We start from the raw sequence: 21,648 nt of genomic DNA on the forward strand, positions 1-21,648 counted from the left end.
TATGTTTCGCACAATGATGAGAGCGAAGTTACATCGTGCAACTGTAACAGAAGCAAATTTAAATTATGTAGGTAGTATTACAATTGATGAAGATTTAATGGATGCGGTAAATATTGTAGAAAATGAAAAAGTACAAATTGTAAATAACAACAATGGAGCTCGCTTAGAGACATATGTTATTAAAGGAGAGCGCGGTAGCGGTGTTGTGTGTTTAAATGGTGCAGCTGCAAGGCTTGTACAACCGGGTGATAAAGTTATTATTATTTGCTATGGTTTAGTGGCAGAAGAAAATATTCATAAACAAGAGCCGAAAATTGCAGTATTAGACGATGATAATCAAATTATTGAAATGTTAGGTGCTGAAAAAGCTGGCACGATATTATAAGTAGGAAGGCTATCTCTAATTAAGGAGATAGCTTTTTTGTGCATCTTTTCATTAAGATGAGGTAAAACGTGGTATAGTAACATTATATAATTTTTGTGTTTGATAGGTAAGAAATTGAGGTGTTACATATATGAGTAAGCGTTATGTCGTTGTTGATTTAGAGACGACAGGGAACTCCTGGAAGGATGGGAAGGATAAAATCACCCAAATTGCAGCTGTTGTAGTGGAAGATGGAGAGATATTAGAGATTTTTTCATCTTTTATTAATCCGAAGAGAGAGATTCCCCTATTTATTACAGAATTAACTGGGATTGATGAAGATCTTGTAAAACAAGCCCCGTTATTTCGAGATGTAGCCCCGATGATTGTTGAGCTATTACAAGGTGCGGCTTTTGTTGCACATAACGTTCACTTTGATTGGAATTTTTTAAATGAAGAATTAAGGCAGGCTGGATATACAGAAGTACATTGTCCTAAAATTGATACAGTTGAATTGGCGCAAATTCTTTTGCCGACAGCTGATAGTTATAAATTACGTGATTTAGCTAAGCAGCATGAACTAGAGCACGATCAACCACATCGTGCGGATAGTGATGCTCTTGCAACAGCGGAGTTGTTTTTACAATTTTTAAGTGAAATTGAAAAGTTACCACTTGTCACATTACAATCGCTTTATGAATTAAGTGATGTTTTCCAAAGTGATATAGCTGATGTACTTTCTGAAAATATTTTAAAGAAAATGATGCATGGTAAAGAAGATGCAGAGGATTATGAGGTGTATCGAAATATTGCGCTTCGAAAGCGGAATTATTCTTTAAGCCTCAGTGAAATATACTCATCTAAATTTGATGCTTTCTTACATAAGACAATCGATAAACTTGAATTGAATATGCCAAAGTTTGAAAAAAGAGAAAGCCAACAGATTATGATGAAGGAAATATATACAGCGCTAAGAGATTCTAGGTTTTCACTGATTGAAGCAGGAACAGGTACGGGGAAGACGCTTGCATATTTACTTCCAAGTATTTATTTCGCAAAGAAAAAAGAAGAACCTGTCATTATAAGTACACAAACTGTACAATTGCAACAACAAATACTAGAAAAAGAAATTCCTTTATTAAAGAAAATAATGCCATTTTCATTTGAAGTAGCTCTTCTGAAAGGAAGAAAGCATTACCTTTGTCTACACAAATTTGAATATGCTTTGCAAGAGGAAGAGAAAAATTATGATATGGCGCTCACAAAGGCAAAAATTTTAGTGTGGTTATTGCAAACGGAAACTGGCGATCGTGATGAATTGAATATTCCTGAGGGCGGCAAGTTACTTTGGAACCGTATTTGTAGTGATGTACATAGTCCAGGCGGGATGCAAAGCAACTGGTATAGTCGTTGTTTTTATCAAAGAGCAAAGAATAAAGCATTATTTGCAGATATCGTGATTACAAATCATGCGTTATTATTTCAAGATTTTTCAAGTGAAGAACCACTATTTGCTTCATGTGAACATATTATTTTTGATGAAGCTCATCATATCGAGGAAGCGGCGAGTAGAACATTAGGTGAACAATTCTCATGCATGTATTTTCAATTAGCTTTATCTCGTCTTGGTACGCTAGAAACAGATGATGTACTTTCTAAAGTATATAAAATGATGAAAAAATCAGAGCAAGCATCGCGTTCGACTTTCCGTATGGTGAGTCATAGTTTGAAGGAATTGAAATTTGATGCGGATGAACTATTTCAAATGTTACGGACTTTCGTATTTAAACAAACAAAGCAGGAACAAGGGATGAGCAATATGCCACTCATTTATCGATATAACACGGAAGTAGAGAAAGGTAAGTTATGGGATAGCATTACCGAGTTAACAAATCGATTTGTGTATGATGTAAGAAAGTTATTGACTACACTTGAGAAGCAAGCTGAAATATTGCAAAGTAAATTAGAATGGGAGATGCATGTCGTTACAGGTGAATTTATGCATTTAATTGAGTTGTTGAGAAAGATGGCACAATCTTTACAATTACTCATTTTAGAAAAAAATTCATACGTGACATGGATGGAGACTGAAACGAAGGGAACGATTCATTCAACAGTTCTATATGCACAGCCTGTTCATATTGGTGAAAGATTTGCTGATGAATTTTTAACCCAGAAAAAGAGTGTTATTTTCACATCAGCAACGTTAACTGTTAATGATTCATTCGACTATATAAAAGAGGAGCTAGGTTTACATGATTTTGCTCCCAATACATTAAAGGTTCCATCACCATTCCGTTTTGAAGAGCAAATGAAATTAATGGTTTCAACGGATGTACCTTTTATTAAGAAAGCAAGTAATGAAGAATATATTGAGTCTATATCGGCACATATTGCGAAAATAGCGAAATCTACAAAAGGTAGAATGCTCGTTTTATTCACTTCGTATGAAATGTTGAAAGAAGCGTATACGAATTTGAAAAATGATGAGACATTAGAAGGATATTTATTATTAACGCAAAGTGTGAATAATAAGAGCCGAAGTCGTCTAATCCGCAAATTCCAGGAGTTCGACAAATCGATTTTGTTAGGAACAAGTAGTTTTTGGGAAGGGATAGATATACCTGGAGATGCCCTAAGCTGTCTTGTCATTGTCCGTCTGCCTTTTACCCCTCCTCATCAGCCGATGATGGAAGCAAAAGGAGAGTGGTTAAAAAATCAAGGAGAAGACGTATTCGATAAGTTGGCGCTCCCGCAAGCAATCTTGCGTTTCAAACAAGGGTTTGGTCGTCTTATTAGAACAAATACAGATACGGGAACTGTATTTGTATTAGATCGTCGTTTGACAAGTTCTTCCTATGGAAAACGATTTTTACAATCAATCCCAACTGTACCGCTCTATGAAGGACCGTTAGAAGAATTGTTAGTACAGTTAGAAGAATTGTTAGTACAGTTAGAAGAATCGTCAAATGAATAAAATTGGAAGAAAAATACGCCTGAAGTACATTTAAACTTCAGGCGTAAAAAATGTGGGTAGGAGGAATTTTATTTTTCTTACTTCTTGTATACAAAATATATTGCTTTTCGATTTGAAACCTTTTTTTGCTGTACATGTCCTGCTATAATAGATGGGTGATGAAGCAGGGGTTGTAAAGAATGTACTCTTATTGTAACCGCATTGCGTTCTTCTATAATTAGAAATTTTTGTGTAACGGAGGAGTTTTTTCATGGATAAGAAAATCGAAGTCCTATCAACGACGCGTATTAAATATTCGTCTGACTTGTATAAAATTGTTGATGGTTTGAATCGTACGTTAAAAGAGCAGGACCTCATGTTCGGATTAGCATTAGACGAAAAAGATAAAGAAACAGCTGTATTTACGATTTACAGAACGTAGTGATACAATGAAAAAGTGGATCTTTACAATCATTATCGTTATCGTTGCTAGCGGAATATATGGGGCATATGTTTATAATAAAGCGATGGAAAAGAAAATTCCAAAAGAGTCAAAGTCTGTAGAAATTGCGAAAGAAAAGGCAAAGCTTACAAAGGTAAATACTGTTGATTATTATAATGGAAAATCTTCATATACAGTCGTACAAGGTACAGATGAAAAAGGAGAACAACTTATCGTTTGGGTGCCTGAGAAAAAAGGAAATGTCCTTGTGAAGAAAAAGAGCGAAGGTATTTCTAAAAAAGAAGCTTTGCAAAAATTGGCTGAACAAGCTACAGGAGAAGGTGCTGAGCCGAAGCCGAAACCAAAAGAAATTATAAAAGTAAAATTAGGTGCTCAAAACGATATTCCATTGTGGGAAATTACATATATTGATCAGGAAGATCGTTATACGTATTACTATTTAGAGTTTCAAAATGGGGTTTATGCTGGACACTACAGCATTGAAAAATAGATGTAGGGGGAACTACAAATGAAATTAGCAAAGCGAGTAGCTGCTTTAACACCATCTGCAACTTTAGAAATTACAGCAAAGGCACAAGCATTAAAAGCAGAAGGTCATGATGTAATTGGATTAGGAGCAGGAGAACCTGACTTTAATACGCCAAAACATATTATGGATGCTGCGCATAAAGCGATGTTAGAAGGACATACGAAATATACACCAACAGGTGGATTACAAGCGTTAAAACAAGAAATTGTGAAGAAGTTTACTCGTGATCAAGGAATTGCGTATGATCCATCTGAAATTATTGTATGTAATGGTGCCAAGCATGCATTATATACATTATTCCAAGTGTTACTTGATGAAGGAGATGAAGTTATCATCCCAACTCCTTATTGGGTAAGTTATCCTGAGCAAGTAAAGCTTGCTGGTGGTAAGCCAGTTTATGTAGAAGGTCTAGAAGGCAATGAGTACAAAATTACAGCAAAGCAGCTGCGTGAGGCAATTACAGAGAAAACGAAAGCTGTTATTATTAATTCACCGAGCAACCCAACAGGGATGATTTACAGCAAAGAAGAATTACAACAGCTTGGAGAAGTATGTTTAGAGCATGATATCTTAATCGTTTCAGATGAGATTTATGAAAAATTAATTTATGGTGACGCGGAATATACTTCAATTGCCCAGCTTTCTAATGTATTAAAAGAACAAACACTTATTATTAATGGTGTATCTAAATCACATTCTATGACAGGTTGGCGTATTGGATATGCAGCAGGAAATAAGCAGCTTATTAAAGCGATGACGAACTTAGCGAGTCATAGTACGTCAAACCCTACTTCAATTGCTCAATACGGTGCAATTGCTGCGTATGCAGGCTCACAAGAACCTGTAGAAACAATGCGTCAAGCGTTTGAAGAAAGATTGAACATTATTTATGATAAATTAATTCAAATTCCTGGTTTCACTTGCATTAAGCCACAAGGTGCTTTTTACTTATTCCCAAATGTAAAAGAAGCCGTAGCGTTAGCTGGGTATGATACAGTTGATGAGTGGGCAAAAGCATTATTAGAAGAAGAAAAGGTGGCTCTTGTTCCAGGTACAGGATTTGGTGCGCCAAATAACGTTCGATTATCGTATGCGACATCTCTTGAGCAAGTTGAGAAAGCATTAGAACGAATTCATACGTTCATGAAAAGTAAAGTACAGGCTTAATCGTCTGTTTCTTGTAGTAAATGGCAAAAAACCTCCCTATATATAGGGAGGTTTTTTTGACGAATTGTGGCAAAAAGAAATGGCTAAAGGTGTGTTATACTAGAGAACGAGGTGTTTGGTGATGAAAAAGAAAATGATGTTACAATGGTTTGAACAGGGAAGCATAGCGATTCCTAAATTGCTTATGATGCATTATAAAAAGCTAGGTTTAAATGAGACGGAATTTATGGTAGTACTTCATGTACACACATTTTTAGAATCAGGTAATTCGTTCCCGACTCCTTCAGAGATTTCAGAACGGATGACGATAACAGAAATGAAATGCATGGAAGTGATTCAAACTTTAATCCAAAAAGGTTTTTTAGCACTAGAAGGTGGACGAAGATCTGAAGCGATGATGTGTGAAAGTTATTCTTTACAACCACTGTGGGAAAAAATATTGCACTTTTTAATGAATGAATCTATAGAGGAAGAGCAAAAAGAACAAAAACAAATTCAAGTAAATTTATATACAGTATTTGAAAAAGAATTCGGAAGACCACTTTCGCCATTTGAATGTGAAACATTAGGGATGTGGGAAGATCAAGATCAACACCATCCGAATTTAATTCAAGCGGCTCTTCGTGAAGCTGTTATGAGTGGTAAACTTAATTTCCGGTATATTGATCGTATTTTGTTTGAGTGGAAAAAGAACGGAATTAAAACGGTAGATCAAGCGCAAAATCAAGGCCAGAAATTTAGAGCGAATCAACAACGCACACAACAAACGACAAAACAAGAGACGAAATTTACTGGGAAAGTGCCTTTTTATAATTGGTTGGAGCAGTAGTGTAGGAGGAAAGATATGTTGAACAAAACGCAAATTCGTTATTGTTTAGATACAATGGCGGATATGTATCCAGAAGCGCATTGTGAATTAATTCATGATAATCCATTTGAACTTGTAATCGCAGTGGCATTATCTGCACAATGCACAGATGTACTTGTGAATAAAGTGACGAAAAACTTATTTCAAAAATATAAAACACCAGAAGATTATTTAAGTGTGTCTTTAGAAGGATTACAACAAGATATACGTTCCATTGGATTGTTTAGAAATAAGGCGAAAAATATTCAAAAATTGTGCCGGATGTTACTAGATGATTATAACGGGAAAGTTCCAGAAGACCGTGATGAGCTGACGAAATTACCAGGAGTAGGGAGAAAGACAGCGAATGTAGTTGTTTCGGTAGCATTTGGGATTCCAGCGATTGCTGTTGATACGCATGTAGAGAGAGTGAGTAAACGGTTAGCAATTTGTAGATGGAAAGATTCTGTGTTAGAAGTGGAAAAGACATTGATGAAGAAAATTCCAATGGATGAGTGGGGAGTTACACACCACCGTATGATTTTCTTCGGACGTTATTACTGTAAGGCGCAGCGACCACAATGTGAAGAGTGTCGATTACTAGAAATATGTCGTGAAGGAAAGAAACGAATGAAGGGGAAATAAAGGATGGAGCGAGTTATAGAAATACCGAAAGAGTTTCGGTGCGTACCATTTTTTAAAGAGAGTGCAAATTCGATTACGTATCACACAGACCAATCTTTTGAAGAAATAATACAAAATACTTACTTTATATTTGATATTGAAAGACAATATGAACCATGGAATGAAATTGAAACAAGTATTCCAGCGGTGTTAAATATATGGAAAAGCAAGCATGAAGAAATTGCTATACTATTTCGGAACAGAAAAAAACAAGAAGCTGAGGGTCCGATGATTCTTTTTGCAGCGCACTTTCTATCGGTTATATATTGGTTAAATGAGCAGCCTGTTCATAGTTTGAATGAGATGCAAGTAAATACGAATAAATTGGAAGTACAACCTGTTAACTTTATGGAGCGATATTCATTTATTATAAAGAAACCGAGTAATTACCATTCGTATATTCAATTAGTACAGTTGTATATCGAAATAGAAAAGCTATATGTAAAGAAAATGATAACAAAAAAGAAGTCGATTTCTCATTAAGAGAAACCGACTTCTTTTTTTGTTTATTAAGACTCTGTTGTAACAACATTTCCGTCCGCGTGAGGTGTATCTCCTCCGGTATTTTGTTGGTGTTGTTGCTCTTCAGCTTTTTTTCTAGCTTCTTCGTCAGCTTTTCTCTTAGCTTCTTCGTCAGCTTTCTTCTTAGCCTCTTCGTCAGCGGCTTTCTTTTGAGCTTCTTCTTGCTGTTTACGTTGTTGTTCTTGTTGCTGCTGTTGTTCTTGTTGTTTACGTTGTTGTTCTTGCTGTTGCTGTTGCTGTTGCTGCTGTTCTTGCTGTTTACGCTGATCTTCATCAGCTTTTTTCTTAGCTTCTTCTTGTTTTAGTTTATCTTCATTGGTCTTTTTCAGGGCTTCTTCGTCAGCTTTTTTCTTAGCTTCTTCGTCAGCTTTTTTCGCATCTGGAGTTCCGCCAGGGGCAGTGAAGGATGCACCAACTGCAGGGCTTGTTCCAGTACCCTTTTTCGCTACTACAGAGAAACTGTAAGTAACACCTGGTTTAATACCACCAAGAGTAGCTGTCGTACCGCTTACTGATAAGCTACCACTAGAACCGTCAGTAGCTTTATAGCTTGCTGCGTATGCATCAACATTTGATGATGGTCCAGACCAGTTCAGTGTCACTGTGCTAGCGCCATCGAAAGCGACATTAAGGCCACTAGGTGGATCTACTTTAATTTCTTTAACTGCATCTTTTTTCGCACCTTTAATGTACAATTCTTCATTTATTTCTTGTACAGAAGAAGGACGTTCGAAACGAGATTTATCTGTAGCGAATTTGCTCATCATTACTTGGAACATTTGTTGTGCAATTTTAGTATAACGATCGCTAATATAATTTTCTGGACCATTCTTTTCGTAACCAGTCCACACAGCCATCGTATATTGTGGTGTATATCCAGCGAACCAGCTATCTCTGTTTGCATCAGCTGGGATGCCATATTTTTTTATATCTTTTGCATCAAAGTTTTGTGTTCCTGTTTTACCAGCAACGTCGAATCCAGAAACATATGCTGTTGGACCTGTACCGCCAGAACCAGGTTTTACTACGTCACGAAGAACGTCAGTGACCATGTAAGCTGTATAGTCGTGCATTGCGCGTTGTTCTTTCGGTTTAAAGCTTTTCTTTTTCCCATCTGGGAAGATGACTTCTTTAACGAAATGAGGTTTATTGTATACACCATCATTACCAAACGCTGCATATGCACCTGCTACTGCTAATGGAGAACTATCGTTACTACCAATTGCAGTAGATTCATGTACTCCATTTTCAAACGTCATGCCTAAACCTTCAGCAAACTCTTGTGACTTAGTAAGACCAACTGTTTGAGCTGTCTTTAAAGCCGGGATGTTTAATGACTTTTTCAATGCTTCACGAAGTGAAACGTCACCTTTAAAATTACCCGTAGCATTTTTAATCTTTGTGCCATCAGAGTAAGTGTAATCAGAGTCATTTAATTGATGATAAGTAGACCATTGAAGGTTTTCAATTGCAGGACCATAGTCGAAAATTGGTTTCATTGTTGAACCAACTTGGCGTTTTAAATCAACTGCCATATTATGACCTTTGAAAGTAGACTTACTTTCTTTACGACCAGCGCCGATTGCTCGAACTTCTCCAGACTGAGTATCCATAAATACGAATGATCCTTGGAATTGATCGTTTGGATACTTGATGAGATTCCCATCCATAATTTTTTCAGCGTAATCTTGAGCATCTTGATCAAGTGTTGTATGAATCGTTAAACCATCTGAACCGATATTTACATCAGGGTATTCTTTTTCAACTTCCTTTACAGCAGCATCTATAAATGCTTGATACTTCATTTCAGTCACTTCTGAAGATGGAAGAAGTCCTTGTGTTACAGGGATTTGCATCGCATCATTCATTTCTTGTTTCGTTATATACCCGTGTCGGTTCATTAATGTTAATACGATATTACGACGTTTCGTTGCTCTATCAACGTTATCTGGTTTTGTTGGATCATAAATGTTAGGACCTTGGGGTAAACCAGCGAGCATTGCAGCTTCGTGTAGTTGTATGTCTTTTAAATCCTTGCCGTAATATTTTTTGGCAGCTGTGGAAATACCATAAGAGCGATTACCTAAGTTAATCTTATTTAAGTACATTTCTAAAATTTCATGTTTTGAGTACTGTTGCTCTAACTTATAAGATAAGTACCATTCCTGCACTTTTCTTTTTGCAGTTTTGTCCATCGTTAGAAAATAGTTTTTAACTACTTGCTGTGTAATCGTACTACCACCTTGTGATCCAAAACCACCAGTGACATTTTCCATGACTGCCATTCCAGTACGTCTAAAATCAATTCCATTATGATCGTAGAAACGAGCATCCTCAGTCGCAAGGAATGCACTTTCAATTACTTTTGGAATTTGATCGTATGTAACATGGGTTCGTTTTTCAGCACCGTATTCATAGAAGAAATTCCCGTTTTTATCAAGGAATTTTGTTGATAAAGGATTGACTAGCTTTGATTTGTCTAGTTTTGGAGCGTCCTTTACCATAACAAAGAAGGCCGAAACGCCAGCTACGAGACCGACGATACCAAGAAGTAGACAACCTATAAGAAATCTCTTGAAAAAGGAACCTTTTTTCTTTGGTTTTTCTTCTTTATTATTTGTTTCTTTCGTTTGATTTTTTACATGATTTCGTTCTGTACGAGAACGATAATTATCTGACATTATACTTTCTCCTACCTTTCATTCTCTCCCCCAAAAGTCGAAAAAAGAGCCTTAGTGATGACTCTATCACGAAAAATAAACCGTGTCTAGTACGCGGATATAATCAATTCGAGGGTGATAACCGCATGATAATAAAGACCCATGCTCTTCTATTTCTTGTTTTGTAATCGATTTACGTCCACCAGTATTTTGACGATTCCAAAATGCAATAATATGTTTTGCATCTAATAAATAAAATTCATCAAAAAGTGTAAATTTAATAATAACAAATGCAATTCCATTATGAGCGACTACTTGCTTCATATGTTCAATTTGATGAAGGTGGAAGTTTTGAAGTGGAAAACTGGTTTTATTTTTAGTTTCTTTCGCTTCAAAATCGATGTATTTCCCTTTGTATACACCGTTGTAATCTGTTGTAGAAGGTTGTTTGAAATACGCTTCTTTTACCACTGCAGCACTTCGAGCGGGGTAATCTACTTTTACAATTTGAAGAGGTGTAGGTTTTTTATGTACGCATGCAATATTATGGGTTAAGTAATATTGATTGGTGTCATTCAATTCCTCTTCAAGGGACATACCTCTATTACTGTAAGTATGTTTTTTTATTGGTGTTTTATGAGGTTGTGAAGCTTGATCGTACCTTTTTCCATTTGGGTAACGAATGGTCATATTTTGTCCACTCCCAACTTGATAAGATTTACTTACAAAGGTGATTATATCAAAAAATGAAAAAAGATGTGACCTTTTTCAAGAAAGGTATGGTGACTTACTCATGTTTCGATGGAATGATTACGAAAAAATTAAACAGACCCGTAATGATATTTTTTGTACAGAAGAGGAAAAAGCTATAGTTCTTACTATTAAGGAGAGCACGGATGTAGCTAACGTAGATAATATTTCACGTACACAATCTTACCAAGAATATTATTTGAGAAATAGAGAAATTAGATGGTCTTTTTTAGCAAGCATGGTTTCAAGGAATGGGGGATGGAACATGACAGATTTAGAAGGAGAATATTATTCTAATCTTTTATCTCAAACAGTTAAGAGACGATTATTTCATTTGTATGAGAAAGCCAATTGGCTCATTTTTTTAGATGCATTTCCTCAACTATTACTGTATGAGGAAAGTAAAAAGAGATGTGCGCCGCTCTTTCATTTGTTACAATTTTTCAACATATCAATTTTTATGGAAAAAGAATGGGGCGCGTTTTGGGAGAAAAAAGATATAAATAGGCTGATGACGGCACTTATTATTAATGAACAAAATAAAATTCAAAAACCAGTAATTGAGAATGCATACTTTCAAAAACATGTATTTGATACTGCACTATTCAAATTTCAAGAAATATTTCACGTTAGTGCAGTTATTTTTCCAATGGTGGAAGGGGGAATGTATGGATTTTCAGTTTATCAATTTGAAACGTTGCAAAAACGTATAGAACTGGGGAAGCAATTAGCTTGGTTATTATTTCATTCAAAGTATAAGGCTTCTTTTTATAAATTTGCAGTGCAAACTAGGCATACAGGATCAAGGATGGATTATGAATGTAATATAAGGGGAATTAGAAAATCATATACGCCGGCTCTTCGGGATGTGTATTCTATTGTCACTCATGAAAAATTAATTGAAAAAGATTGGTTTAGTGAAGGGTTGGAAATAGATTCATTATTTTTACTTGAAAAACCTAAGGGGGAAATTAATATAACAGAATGGTATAGAAAGAAGAGGGAGCAAATACATACTCTTTCTATATTAAGTAGTTTTGTTAAAAGAATAGATGAGTTCATGATATAATAAAGAAGTCCCGCCTTCTTAAATGAAGGTGGGACTTCTTTATTAAAAGTAATATGCTCTACAACAAGTTACTTTCTAATCGGCTATTTGCCGGCAGTACGACTTTAACTTCAACACTTATCGAAAGCGAAGAGGTAAGGTAGACTAGAAAATAGTTGTTTGTAAAAGCCACTTTGGTTAAAGTGTCATTTTATCCCGCTATTTGCGGACAGTAAAACTCCCACCTCAAAACTTGGCTGGAGCAAAGAAGGTAGGTGGAAGCCCTGCTGTCCGTAAACACCCGATTGGTGCGGGCTAATAATCAGTGGGGGATGAACAAAACCCCACTGATTAAAGTTTCACTTTATGTAGCGGGGAAATTTGGACCATCAAGCTTTGGATTACCAGTCTCAGGTTTGTTTTGTTGTTTGTTTTGCTTTTTCTTTTTTTCGTTTTTATTTTTTGCCATCGTAATACACCTCCTTTTTGTATTGTTACCATTTCTAATAATGGCATACTAAATGATTTCTTTGACGAATATCAACTAGTTTTGTCATGTGAGAAGGAGTAATTAATCAATCGGCGAAATTACATGACAAAGGAAAGGCAAAGAAGGGGGCGTTTTAAATATGGCGATGGTTCAGAAGGAAGATGTTATGAAAAAAATGGATCAAATGTTAAGTTCTCTCGATTTGCTGGAAATGAAGATTGGGATTAGAATGAATCATGCATTGAAGGATAAAGGTGAAAAAATACGCAATAAGATAGAAATAACAGAAATGCATATAGAACATATGGAAAATAAATTAGTGCATCACGAAGAAAAAGGGAGCTGGGTAAAGACATTTCAAAACGTCGTAGTGAGTGCATAATAAGGTGGGAACAAAATGGGACATGAAGCATTAATCCAGTCTTCGGAGAAGTTAATGCAGTATAATGATGAAGCGAATGTGAAAAAAAGAGAGATGGCTGAATATGATTTTTATAAGGATATGAAGCCATTTGTTGATATTGTAGATGCGGAGTTAGAGATGTGGAAAGAATTAGCTTATAGGTGGATAAAGGAAGAACGACCTAAGTATATACATGTACAACAAATTGATCAAGTGTATGATAATTTACAAACTAATGTGCTACAATGTTTTGTTAATAAGGGAAAAGGCAAACGTTTCTTTGAAACTCATCAAGCTATTTCGTATACTTTGCAAAATATCGTAGATCAATGTAAATAACAAGAGGGAAAACCCTCTTGTTTTTTTATGCCTCGGTCACTGTTGTAGGTTTTGTTGCACCGTTTATTTCTAACTCTCGTATTAATGTTCGGTAATCTGATATGCATACTTTTCCTTCAAGATAACAATGTCTTGCAAAGTCTAACAGTTCATTCGAATTTTCTGTGTAATACCCCTTTTTTTGAGAAAACGCTTGTTTTAAATCCCCTAATACCATGTTGATTCCTCCCCCATGAGAATCTTCTTCCTTATTATCATAGCATGGAAGGGTTTACTTTCTAATTTTTTTAAAAATTTAAACTTCCGACAAAAACAGACAGGTACTCCGTCACACATTTTATTTTATAGGTACATATTCTATATGTAGAAACTTATGCCAAGGAGGAGAGAATGCATGTTTCAACAACCTAATGTATATCAGCAAGCAAATCCATATGCACAGCAAAATATGTACCAATATAATGAGGATACATATTTACGATATAATATGTATCCTTTCGAGCCTCATTATGGAAACCAAAATTATTATCAACCATTTGAAGTGTCGTTTGGGAATCAACCGCAGCAAGCGCATATGAATCAGCCACAACAAGCATATACGAATCAACCACAGCAAGTGCATATGAATCAACCGCAACAACCGCACATGAATCAGTCGCAACAAGCGTATATGAATCAACCGCAACAACCGCACATGGATCAGTCGCAACAACCGCATATGAATCAGCCGCAGCAAATGTATACGAATCAACCACAGCAAGCGTATATGAATTCACAAAACTACATGTCGCCAGCTCAATATGTAAATCAACAAGCTATGTTTTATCCACCAAAACAACCATATCCAACGATGAATAAACAAAAGCAACAGCAACAGCAACCAAGTCAGTTTTCTAGTTTTGTTTCACAATTTAAATCATCAGATGGTAACTACGATGTAAATAAAATGATGAACACGGCTGGACAAATGATGAACGCGATGAATCAAGTAACAGGGATTGTTAAGCAAGTCGGGGGTTTTTTTGGTAAATAATGGTAGGGGGTTGTCTATAATAGGTATTACGTATGAAATTGGATACTAGACAAATTTCCATGAAATAAATGGGTATATATAACAAGCGGCTTTAGTCCCTCGCTCATATTGTAAAGTGTAGTCAGATTTTTTTAATGAGAGAGGAGAGAAAAAACTATGCATCATTGTCATCCTTGCTTTGGAGGGCATAAGCCTGTAGGACCTATTTGTACGACAGCTCCTGTTATTCATCCAACGAAACAATGCGTAACACATTCTTTTTCAACAACGGTGGTACCACACATTTTTCCAACTCATACAACGCATGTTCATCATCAACAAATTAAAAATCAAAGCTTCTTCCCACAAACAAACTCGAACGTAAACGTTGTAGATCCTGGTGATCCAGGATTCGGCGGAGGATGTGGACCATGCGGTCATGGCCATCATCACCATGGGCATCAAATATCACCATATGGACCAGGACCGAATGTATCACCATTTGGACCAGGACCGAACGTATCACCATATGGACCAGGACCGAATGTATCACCATTTGGACCAAATATCGGACCAAACGTTGGTGGAATGTTTAAAAAGTAAATGATATGTTAGAACTAGCGAAATGCTAGTTCTTTTTTTGTAATTGGAGTGTTGATATGAAGGTTGTTGCTGTAACAGGATATAAGCCGTTTGAACTTGGAATATTTAAAAATGATCATCCAGGAGTAGAGTGTATAAAAAAGGCGCTGCGTCGTAAATTAACTGTTTTTGTAGAAGAAGGTTTGGAGTGGGTTATTATAAGTGGTCAGTTAGGAGTAGAGCTATGGGCTGCTGAAGTTGTTTTTGAAATTCAAGTAGAATATCCAAATTTAAAATTAGCTGTATTTACTCCTTTTTTAGAACAAGAGGAAAATTGGAAGGAAGATAACCGTGAATATTACGAATTTATTCTTTCACAAGCAGATCATATTGATAGTATTACGAAACGGAAGTACGAAAGCCCAGAGCAATTTAAATTAAAGAATCAATTTTTTATTGAAAAAAGCGATGCACTTTTAGCTGTATATGATGAAGAAAAGTCTGGGAGCCCTAAATATATTGTAGAAGCAGCTAAGAAAAAAGGAGAAATAGAAAATTATCACAGTTATTTCATTCTTTTTTCTGATTTACAAGATATAATGGAAGAGGAACAGTGGAATAATGCAGAGTAATATGTAATATAGTACTCGTATATTTGATTGACAAAAGGCGTTGTTTCTGAAAAAATTTAGTTAATGAAAGCTTTGGCAAAAATTTGAGGTGAAGAAAATGATTTCGGATAAAATTAAATTAACAGCGAAAGATATTTTAGAAAAAGAATTTAAAACAGGTATGAGAGGTTATCAACAAGAAGAAGTAGATAAGTTTCTTGATATGATTATTAAAGATTATGAAGCTTTTCATAAGGAATTTGATCAATTAAAACAACAAAATGCTCGTTTGAAACGTGAATTAGAAGAACAAAAAGTAGCGGCAACACAAGTTCCGCAACAACCGGTACAAACACCAGTTGCACAACCAGTGTATAACAATACGAATACGGATATTTTAAAACGTCTATCTAATTTAGAAAAAGCTGTATTTGGAAGTAAGTTATACGAATAAATTAAGGTAACAAAAAGGTTAAAGCATTTTACATAGAAAAAAACATTGCAAAATCTTTTTGTTTCCACTATACTAATGTTTGTCATAACGTTTGGGTAATCGCTGCAACGCCAACGTTGTAGAGGAAAGTCCATGCTCGCACGGCCTGAGATGGCTGTAGTGTTCGTGCCTAGCCAAGTCATAAGCTAGGGTATTCTGGCTGCAAGGCTGGTTTAACGGCAGGGAAAAAACCTAAGTCCTTTCGGATATGGTTTGACTACCTTTAAAGTGCCACAGTGACGAAGTCCTTGAAGAAATGATAGGAGTGGAACGAGGTAAACCCCACGAGCGAGAAACCCAAATAATGGTAGGGGAATCTTTTCCAAGGAAATGAACGACGGAAAAGGACAGGTTTTCGTAACCTGTAGATAGATGATTACCACCGGAGTACGAGGCGTGGGCCGTTTGCAGTACAAAGGAACAGAACATGGCTTACAGAACGTTATGAACCAACTATGAAATAACTCAGCTCTCCTTTGTTAGAGGAGGGCTTTTTATTTGTATGAAGTTATAAGTTGTGAGTTAAAATGGTAAGTGAGAATATTCTTCGTAATATGTGATAATTAATAGGACAACATGTTATTAATTATTGTTTGATTATACATAAGAGGTGAATGCAAATGGGAAAAGTTACTTTAATTGCAACAGCGGCAATGGGTATTGAAGCGTTAGTTGCCCGAGAAGTTCGCGATCTTGGTTATGAATGTGAAGTGGAAAACGGAAAGGTAACGTTTGAAGCGGATGAAAAAGCGATTTGTCGTACGAATTTATGGTTACGTACTGCAGACCGTGTGAAAATTAAAGTCGGCGAATTTAAAGCAACAACATTCGATGAGTTATTTGAAAAAACAAAAGCGTTAAACTGGGGAGATTATATTCCAGAGAACGGAGAATTTCCTGTTATTGGGAAATCTTTGAAATCAACATTATTTAGCGTTTCAGACTGCCAACGTATCGTTAAAAAGGCTGTTGTTGAGAAATTAAAAACAACGTATAGACGCACAACTTGGTTTGAAGAAGATGGACCGTTATTCCGTATTGAAATTGCAATGCTTAAGGATATTGCGACGTTAACAATCGATGCAAGTGGTGTAGGTCTTCATAAACGTGGATACCGTCTTGAGCAAGGTGAAGCGCCTTTAAAAGAAACATTAGCTGCGTCTTTAATTAAGTTAACAAACTGGAAGGCGGATCGTCCTTTCGTTGATCCTTTCTGTGGATCTGGTACAATTCCAATTGAAGCTGCATTAATTGGACAAAATATCGCACCAGGATTTAACCGAGGCTTTGCATCGGATGAATGGGGCTGGGTTGGTAAACAAAATTGGCGCGAAGCTCGTCAAGAAGCTGAAGATTTAGCTAATTATAATCAACCATTGCAAATCATTGGATCAGATATCGATCACCGTATGATAAGAGTTGCCCAAGATAACGCAGAAGAAGTTGGATTAGGGGATCTTATATCATTTAAACAAATGCAAGTAAAAGATTTCACGACAAAAGAGGAATATGGCTATGTTGTAACGAATCCTCCATACGGAGAACGTTTAAGTGAAAGAGCGCTTGTTGAAAAATTATATAAAGAAATGGGAGAGGTATTCCGCCCATTAGATACGTGGTCAATGTATTTATTAACAAGTTATGAAGCATTTGAGAAATGTTATGGGAAAGATGCATCGAAAAAGCGTAAACTGTTTAACGGATTTATCCGTACAGATTACTATCAATACTTCGGAAAGCGTCCACCGCGTAATTCATAGTATAAAACTCCTCCAGCACGCATATACTGGCTATTATGTAATGCGTAAAGGAGGAAGTGATATGGATAGTTTCCAATTATCGATGATTCAAAAAGCTATTCACCGTACGTATGATGAGCTCGGAAAAGAAGTGGATAGTCAAGGTGCAATTGTAGATGGAATACAAAAAGCGCAGGAAGAATATTTGTCAGCTCTTTCACATGAAACAGCGATTGATAAACGTTATTTAAGGTCATTAATATAGAAAAAAATTTTCCTTTTTCGAAAGGGAAATTTTTTTTCGTGTATTTCTATGTATTGTAACAGGGGAAAGTGGCTGCGCACATGTGAGTAGCAGTTGCTATATCTTTTTATAGAAAAACTGTTTGGTTGGAGGCTAAGGATGTTTACTGAGAATAGGTTACCATTTGAAGTAGGAAAACAAGATAATTTTTATGATAAGTTGAATGAGTGGATTGGAGATGTGTTTTACGACATTCTTCCGGAAAAAGGCTTTGAAGAGCGTGATGAACAGATTTTTATGGCGTTTCAGTTAGAGCGCGCTTTCCAAGAGAAGAAAGTTATGTTTGCAGAAGCAGGTGTAGGAACAGGGAAAACAATTGTATATCTTTTATATGCAATTTGTTATGCACGTTATACAGGGAAGCCGGCTATTATCGCTTGTGCAGATGAAACGTTAATTGAGCAGCTTGTGAAAGAAGAAGGAGACATTGCTAAGTTATCTGAAGCATTAGGGCTATCTGTTGATGTTAGACTTGCGAAGTCAATGGATAATTATTTATGTTTACGTAAACTTGAAGATGTTATGAGTGGACGAGCTCCAGAAGTAATTGAAGATGTATATTACGAATTACCTCAGTTCGTATTCGATCATGGTACGATGCAGAACTTTACTCACTATGGTGATCGAAAAGAATTTCCACTGTTAAATGACGAGGAATGGTCAAAGGTAAACTGGGATTACTTCCAAGATTGCTTCACTTGTGATTCTCGTCATCGTTGTGGTCAAACTCTTTCGCGCGAGCATTATCGTAAAGCGGCAGATTTAATCATTTGTTCTCAAGATTTCTATATGGATCATATTTGGACGTACGAAGCTCGCAAACGCGAAGGACAAATTCCGTTATTACCAGAAAGTAGCTGCGTTGTATTCGATGAAGGGCATCTTGTAGAATATGCAGCTCAAAAAGCTTTAACGTACCGTTTAAAACAAACGATGATGGAGCAACTTTTAACGAGATTATTACAAAATGATATTCGTGAAGAGTTCGCACATTTAGTAGAAGAAACAATTTGGCAAACTGAACAATTCTTTGGGGTACTACAAGAGAATAAAAAGGAAATTGAAGGTTCTGATCGTTTAGAAATTACTGTGACAGAAAAGGTAACTGCAGAAGCGAAAAGACTTTATGCGAAAATCGGTGAAGTCGGTGATGCATTAGTATTTGAAAGTGAAATGCATACAGTAAACACATACGATTTAAATATTGTTGATGAGCATTTAGATGTGTTAGAGCATTCACTTCGTCTTTTCATGCACGAGAAAAATGTAATTACGTGGGGTGAAGAAGGCGATGGTGCTTTCACGTTAGTTATTATGCCGCGTGCAGTTGAAGAAGTGTTACAAGAAAAAGTATTCTCGAAGAAGATTCCATATATTTTCTCTTCTGCGACATTATCTGACAATGATTCGTTCGCATTTACTGCAAATAGTCTAGGGGTAAAAGATTACTTATCATTCTCAGTTGCTTCGCCGTTTGATTATGAAGAGCAAATGACAGTAAACTTACTTCCGTATACGAAAGAAAATGAATGGGAAAGAAAGTGTCAATATACACTTGAAAATATACAAAAAACAAATGGACGTACACTCGTATTATTCCGTACAACGCAAGAACTTGCAGCGTTTAAAGAATATGTAAGTAAAGAGCAAATGTCAGTTCCGTTCCTATATGAAGGAGATCAAGAAATTAGTCAGCTCGTTTCTCGTTTCCAAAATGAAGAAGAGACTGTACTTTGTGCCGTTCATTTATGGGAAGGTTTAGACATTCCAGGTTCATCATTATCACATGTTATTATTTGGTCATTACCATTCCCTCCAAACGATCCTGTGTTTGAGGCGAAGCGTAAACATGTGAATGATCCATTCTGGGACGTAGATGTGCCTTATATGATTTTACGTCTTCGCCAAGGAATTGGACGTTTAATTCGTACAAGTGAAGATAAAGGTGCTATATCATTATTCTTATCAGATAATGAAGATGAAAAAGTGATAGAAGCAGTGAAGAAAGTACTTCCGGTAGAAGGAAAAGTACTTTAAGCGAAAAAATGTTGTAGGGAAAAGTTTGGCATTTGCCAAGCTTTTTTTCTATTAGAAAAGGAATTTATGTTTCAGTGTCGAAATAAGTTTGAGGTAGAAAAAGGAGGTTTTTTATACTATGACAGTTGCTACATATGAAGTGGAAAAACAATTTTTAACATATGTCAAGAAGATAGAGAATTACGGAGAGGCATTAAGCTTAATGTTTTGGGATTTAAGAACAGGTGCACCAAAGCAAGGAGTAGACCAGCGTTCAGAAGTAATTGGAATGCTTTCATCCGAAGTGTTTGCGATGTCGACTTCAGATGAGATGGGGAACTATTTAACTGAACTAGAATCTTTAATTGTTGAAAATAAACTTTCTAAAACGACAAAGAAAATGGTTGAAGAGTGTCGTAAAGAATATGATAGAAATAAGAAAATTCCACAAGCGGAATATGAAGCGTATGTGAAATTAGAAGCGAAAGCGGAAAGTGTATGGGAAGAAGCTCGCGAAAAATCTGACTTCGAAATGTTCCGTCCGTATTTAGAAAAAATTGTTGAATTCAAAAAGAAGTTTATTACATATTGGGGTTACGAAACGTACAAATATAACACGCTATTAGACATGTATGAGCCGGGAATCACAGTAGAAGTGTTAGATCATGTATTTGGTCAACTACGTGAACGTATCGTTCCGCTTGTGAAAGAAATTTCTGAGTCTAAAAAAGAATTAAAAACAAATGCTTTAGCTGAACATTTTTCAAAAGAAAAACAAAAGAATTTTACTTTAGAGTTATTAAAACAATTGAACTATAACTTTGAAGCGGGTCGTCTTGATGAAACGGTACATCCTTTTGAAATTACATTAAATAGAGGGGATGTTCGTATTACGACTCGTTACGATGAGAAAGACTTCCGTATGGCTGTTTTCGGTACGATTCATGAATGTGGTCATGCTGTATATGAACAAAATATTGCAGAGGAATTTGAAGGTACACCGCTATGTAGTGGAACTTCTATGGGTATTCATGAGTCACAATCATTATTCTTTGAGAACTTTATCGGTCGTAATAAATCATTCTGGAAGAAAAATTATGATTTATTAAAAGAGTATAGCGATGGTCAATTCAATGATATATCAGTAGACGAGTTTTATGATGCGATTAACGAATCGAAGCCATCGTTTATTCGTATAGAAGCAGATGAGCTTACATATCCGCTTCACGTCATGGTTCGTTATGAACTTGAGAAAGAATTATTTGATGGTACATTACAAGTGAAGGATTTGCCAGCGGCTTGGAATGATAAGATGGAAGCATATTTAGGAATTCGTCCGGAAAACGATGCACAAGGTGTATTGCAAGATGTTCACTGGGCTGGTGGTTCATTTGGATACTTCCCATCTTATGCGCTTGGTTATATGTATGCAGCGCAATTTAAACATAGGATGCTAAAGGATATTCCAAACTTTGATGCATTATTAGAAGAAGGAAACGTGACACCAATTCGTGAATGGTTAACAGAGAATATTCACCAATATGGCAAAACGAAAAAACCACTTGAAATTTTAAAAGATGTGACAGGTGAAGGTTTAAATGCAAACTACTTAGCTGATTATTTAGAAGCTAAATATAAAGAGATTTATGAGTTATAAAACAGGAGCTGC

The 21,648-nt window shown here is 36.0% G+C and carries 23 protein-coding genes and 1 other RNA gene; 20 read left to right on the forward strand and 4 right to left on the reverse strand.

Annotation, left to right across the window (positions count from 1 at the left end):
- The first annotated feature begins 1 nt into the window (after position 1).
- The 8 genes from panD (at position 2) to MR066_RS07015 (ending at position 7,493) form a co-directional block, all read left to right on the forward strand.
- Positions 2–385, forward strand: coding sequence for an aspartate 1-decarboxylase (gene panD / locus MR066_RS06980; protein WP_000490176.1), 384 nt, complete (start codon positions 2–4; stop codon positions 383–385).
- A gap of 130 nt (positions 386–515) precedes the next feature.
- Complete coding sequence (gene dinG, locus MR066_RS06985) at positions 516–3,341, forward strand: ATP-dependent DNA helicase DinG (RefSeq protein ID WP_242246355.1); 2,826 nt, start codon at positions 516–518, stop codon at positions 3,339–3,341.
- A gap of 250 nt (positions 3,342–3,591) precedes the next feature.
- Positions 3,592–3,762, forward strand: a complete 171-nt coding sequence (locus MR066_RS06990) for a YpmA family protein (RefSeq protein WP_002086589.1) — start codon at positions 3,592–3,594, stop codon at positions 3,760–3,762.
- 7 nt (positions 3,763–3,769) lie between these two features.
- Positions 3,770–4,273, forward strand: a complete 504-nt coding sequence (locus MR066_RS06995) for a cell wall elongation regulator TseB-like domain-containing protein (protein ID WP_002064542.1) — start codon at positions 3,770–3,772, stop codon at positions 4,271–4,273.
- 18 nt (positions 4,274–4,291) lie between these two features.
- Positions 4,292–5,479 carry an aspartate transaminase AspB gene (gene aspB / locus MR066_RS07000; protein WP_002011860.1) on the forward strand — a complete coding sequence of 396 codons (1,188 nt, stop codon included), beginning with the start codon at positions 4,292–4,294 and terminating at the stop codon, positions 5,477–5,479.
- A 121-nt stretch (positions 5,480–5,600) separates the two neighbouring features.
- Positions 5,601–6,308: a DNA replication protein DnaD gene (gene dnaD / locus MR066_RS07005; RefSeq protein ID WP_000728546.1), complete on the forward strand. Its 708-nt coding sequence runs from the start codon at positions 5,601–5,603 to the stop codon at positions 6,306–6,308.
- Positions 6,309–6,323: 15 nt separating this feature from the next.
- The gene (nth, locus tag MR066_RS07010) at positions 6,324–6,971 is read left to right on the forward strand and encodes an endonuclease III (protein WP_242246358.1); all 648 of its coding nucleotides are present in this window, start codon (positions 6,324–6,326) and stop codon (positions 6,969–6,971) included.
- 3 nt (positions 6,972–6,974) lie between these two features.
- On the forward strand, positions 6,975–7,493 hold the full coding sequence (locus MR066_RS07015) for a YpoC family protein (RefSeq protein ID WP_113937066.1): 519 nt from the start codon (positions 6,975–6,977) through the stop codon (positions 7,491–7,493).
- A 26-nt stretch (positions 7,494–7,519) separates the two neighbouring features.
- On the opposite strand, the gene MR066_RS07020 is transcribed toward MR066_RS07015, so the two are convergent.
- Positions 7,520–10,213: a penicillin-binding protein 1A gene (locus MR066_RS07020; protein ID WP_242246359.1), complete on the reverse strand. Its 2,694-nt coding sequence runs from the start codon at positions 10,211–10,213 to the stop codon at positions 7,520–7,522.
- 66 nt (positions 10,214–10,279) lie between these two features.
- Positions 10,280–10,882, reverse strand: coding sequence for a Holliday junction resolvase RecU (gene recU / locus MR066_RS07025; RefSeq protein ID WP_002030800.1), 603 nt, complete (start codon positions 10,880–10,882; stop codon positions 10,280–10,282).
- A gap of 103 nt (positions 10,883–10,985) precedes the next feature.
- Here recU and MR066_RS07030 point away from each other — a divergent pair, with 103 nt between their 5' ends.
- The gene (locus MR066_RS07030) at positions 10,986–12,011 is read left to right on the forward strand and encodes a DUF2515 domain-containing protein (RefSeq protein WP_242246362.1); all 1,026 of its coding nucleotides are present in this window, start codon (positions 10,986–10,988) and stop codon (positions 12,009–12,011) included.
- A 343-nt stretch (positions 12,012–12,354) separates the two neighbouring features.
- Here MR066_RS07030 and MR066_RS27290 read toward each other — a convergent pair whose 3' ends face one another.
- Positions 12,355–12,501, reverse strand: a complete 147-nt coding sequence (locus MR066_RS27290) for a phage portal protein (protein WP_306302660.1) — start codon at positions 12,499–12,501, stop codon at positions 12,355–12,357.
- 118 nt (positions 12,502–12,619) lie between these two features.
- Between MR066_RS27290 and MR066_RS07035 the strand changes: the two genes are divergently transcribed.
- Both MR066_RS07035 and MR066_RS07040 read left to right on the forward strand, forming a co-directional pair.
- Positions 12,620–12,862 carry a hypothetical protein gene (locus MR066_RS07035; RefSeq protein WP_002030820.1) on the forward strand — a complete coding sequence of 81 codons (243 nt, stop codon included), beginning with the start codon at positions 12,620–12,622 and terminating at the stop codon, positions 12,860–12,862.
- 15 nt (positions 12,863–12,877) lie between these two features.
- Positions 12,878–13,222, forward strand: a complete 345-nt coding sequence (locus MR066_RS07040; protein WP_002011864.1) for a YppE family protein — start codon at positions 12,878–12,880, stop codon at positions 13,220–13,222.
- 25 nt (positions 13,223–13,247) lie between these two features.
- Here MR066_RS07040 and MR066_RS07045 read toward each other — a convergent pair whose 3' ends face one another.
- Positions 13,248–13,439, reverse strand: a complete 192-nt coding sequence (locus MR066_RS07045) for a YppF family protein (protein WP_002030817.1) — start codon at positions 13,437–13,439, stop codon at positions 13,248–13,250.
- Positions 13,440–13,616: 177 nt separating this feature from the next.
- Between MR066_RS07045 and MR066_RS07050 the strand changes: the two genes are divergently transcribed.
- The 9 genes from MR066_RS07050 to ypwA all read left to right on the forward strand — a co-directional run bounded on the left by MR066_RS07050 (position 13,617) and on the right by ypwA (position 21,636).
- On the forward strand, positions 13,617–14,255 hold the full coding sequence (locus MR066_RS07050; protein ID WP_242246364.1) for a YppG family protein: 639 nt from the start codon (positions 13,617–13,619) through the stop codon (positions 14,253–14,255).
- Positions 14,256–14,411: 156 nt separating this feature from the next.
- Positions 14,412–14,837: a CotD family spore coat protein gene (locus MR066_RS07055; protein WP_088030896.1), complete on the forward strand. Its 426-nt coding sequence runs from the start codon at positions 14,412–14,414 to the stop codon at positions 14,835–14,837.
- Between the two features lie 56 nt (positions 14,838–14,893).
- Positions 14,894–15,448, forward strand: coding sequence for an SLOG family protein (locus MR066_RS07060; RefSeq protein WP_002030808.1), 555 nt, complete (start codon positions 14,894–14,896; stop codon positions 15,446–15,448).
- A gap of 97 nt (positions 15,449–15,545) precedes the next feature.
- Positions 15,546–15,881, forward strand: coding sequence for a cell division regulator GpsB (gene gpsB / locus MR066_RS07065; protein WP_000622426.1), 336 nt, complete (start codon positions 15,546–15,548; stop codon positions 15,879–15,881).
- Positions 15,882–15,968: 87 nt separating this feature from the next.
- An RNA gene (gene rnpB, locus MR066_RS07070) (RNase P RNA component class B) lies at positions 15,969–16,360 on the forward strand.
- A 180-nt stretch (positions 16,361–16,540) separates the two neighbouring features.
- The gene (locus MR066_RS07075) at positions 16,541–17,680 is read left to right on the forward strand and encodes a THUMP domain-containing class I SAM-dependent RNA methyltransferase (RefSeq protein ID WP_002011868.1); all 1,140 of its coding nucleotides are present in this window, start codon (positions 16,541–16,543) and stop codon (positions 17,678–17,680) included.
- A 61-nt stretch (positions 17,681–17,741) separates the two neighbouring features.
- A complete protein-coding gene (locus tag MR066_RS07080) occupies positions 17,742–17,924 on the forward strand; it encodes a DUF3921 domain-containing protein (protein WP_002126488.1) in 183 nt (60 codons plus the stop codon).
- A gap of 138 nt (positions 17,925–18,062) precedes the next feature.
- The gene (locus MR066_RS07085) at positions 18,063–20,000 is read left to right on the forward strand and encodes an ATP-dependent DNA helicase (RefSeq protein ID WP_002011942.1); all 1,938 of its coding nucleotides are present in this window, start codon (positions 18,063–18,065) and stop codon (positions 19,998–20,000) included.
- 118 nt (positions 20,001–20,118) lie between these two features.
- Positions 20,119–21,636 carry a carboxypeptidase M32 gene (ypwA, locus tag MR066_RS07090; RefSeq protein WP_242246374.1) on the forward strand — a complete coding sequence of 506 codons (1,518 nt, stop codon included), beginning with the start codon at positions 20,119–20,121 and terminating at the stop codon, positions 21,634–21,636.
- The last annotated feature ends 12 nt before the right edge of the window (positions 21,637–21,648 follow it).

Origin of the sequence: Bacillus cereus group sp. BfR-BA-01523 (assembly GCF_022662615.1) — a bacterium.
GTDB classification, from domain to species: domain Bacteria; phylum Bacillota; class Bacilli; order Bacillales; family Bacillaceae_G; genus Bacillus_A; species Bacillus_A mycoides.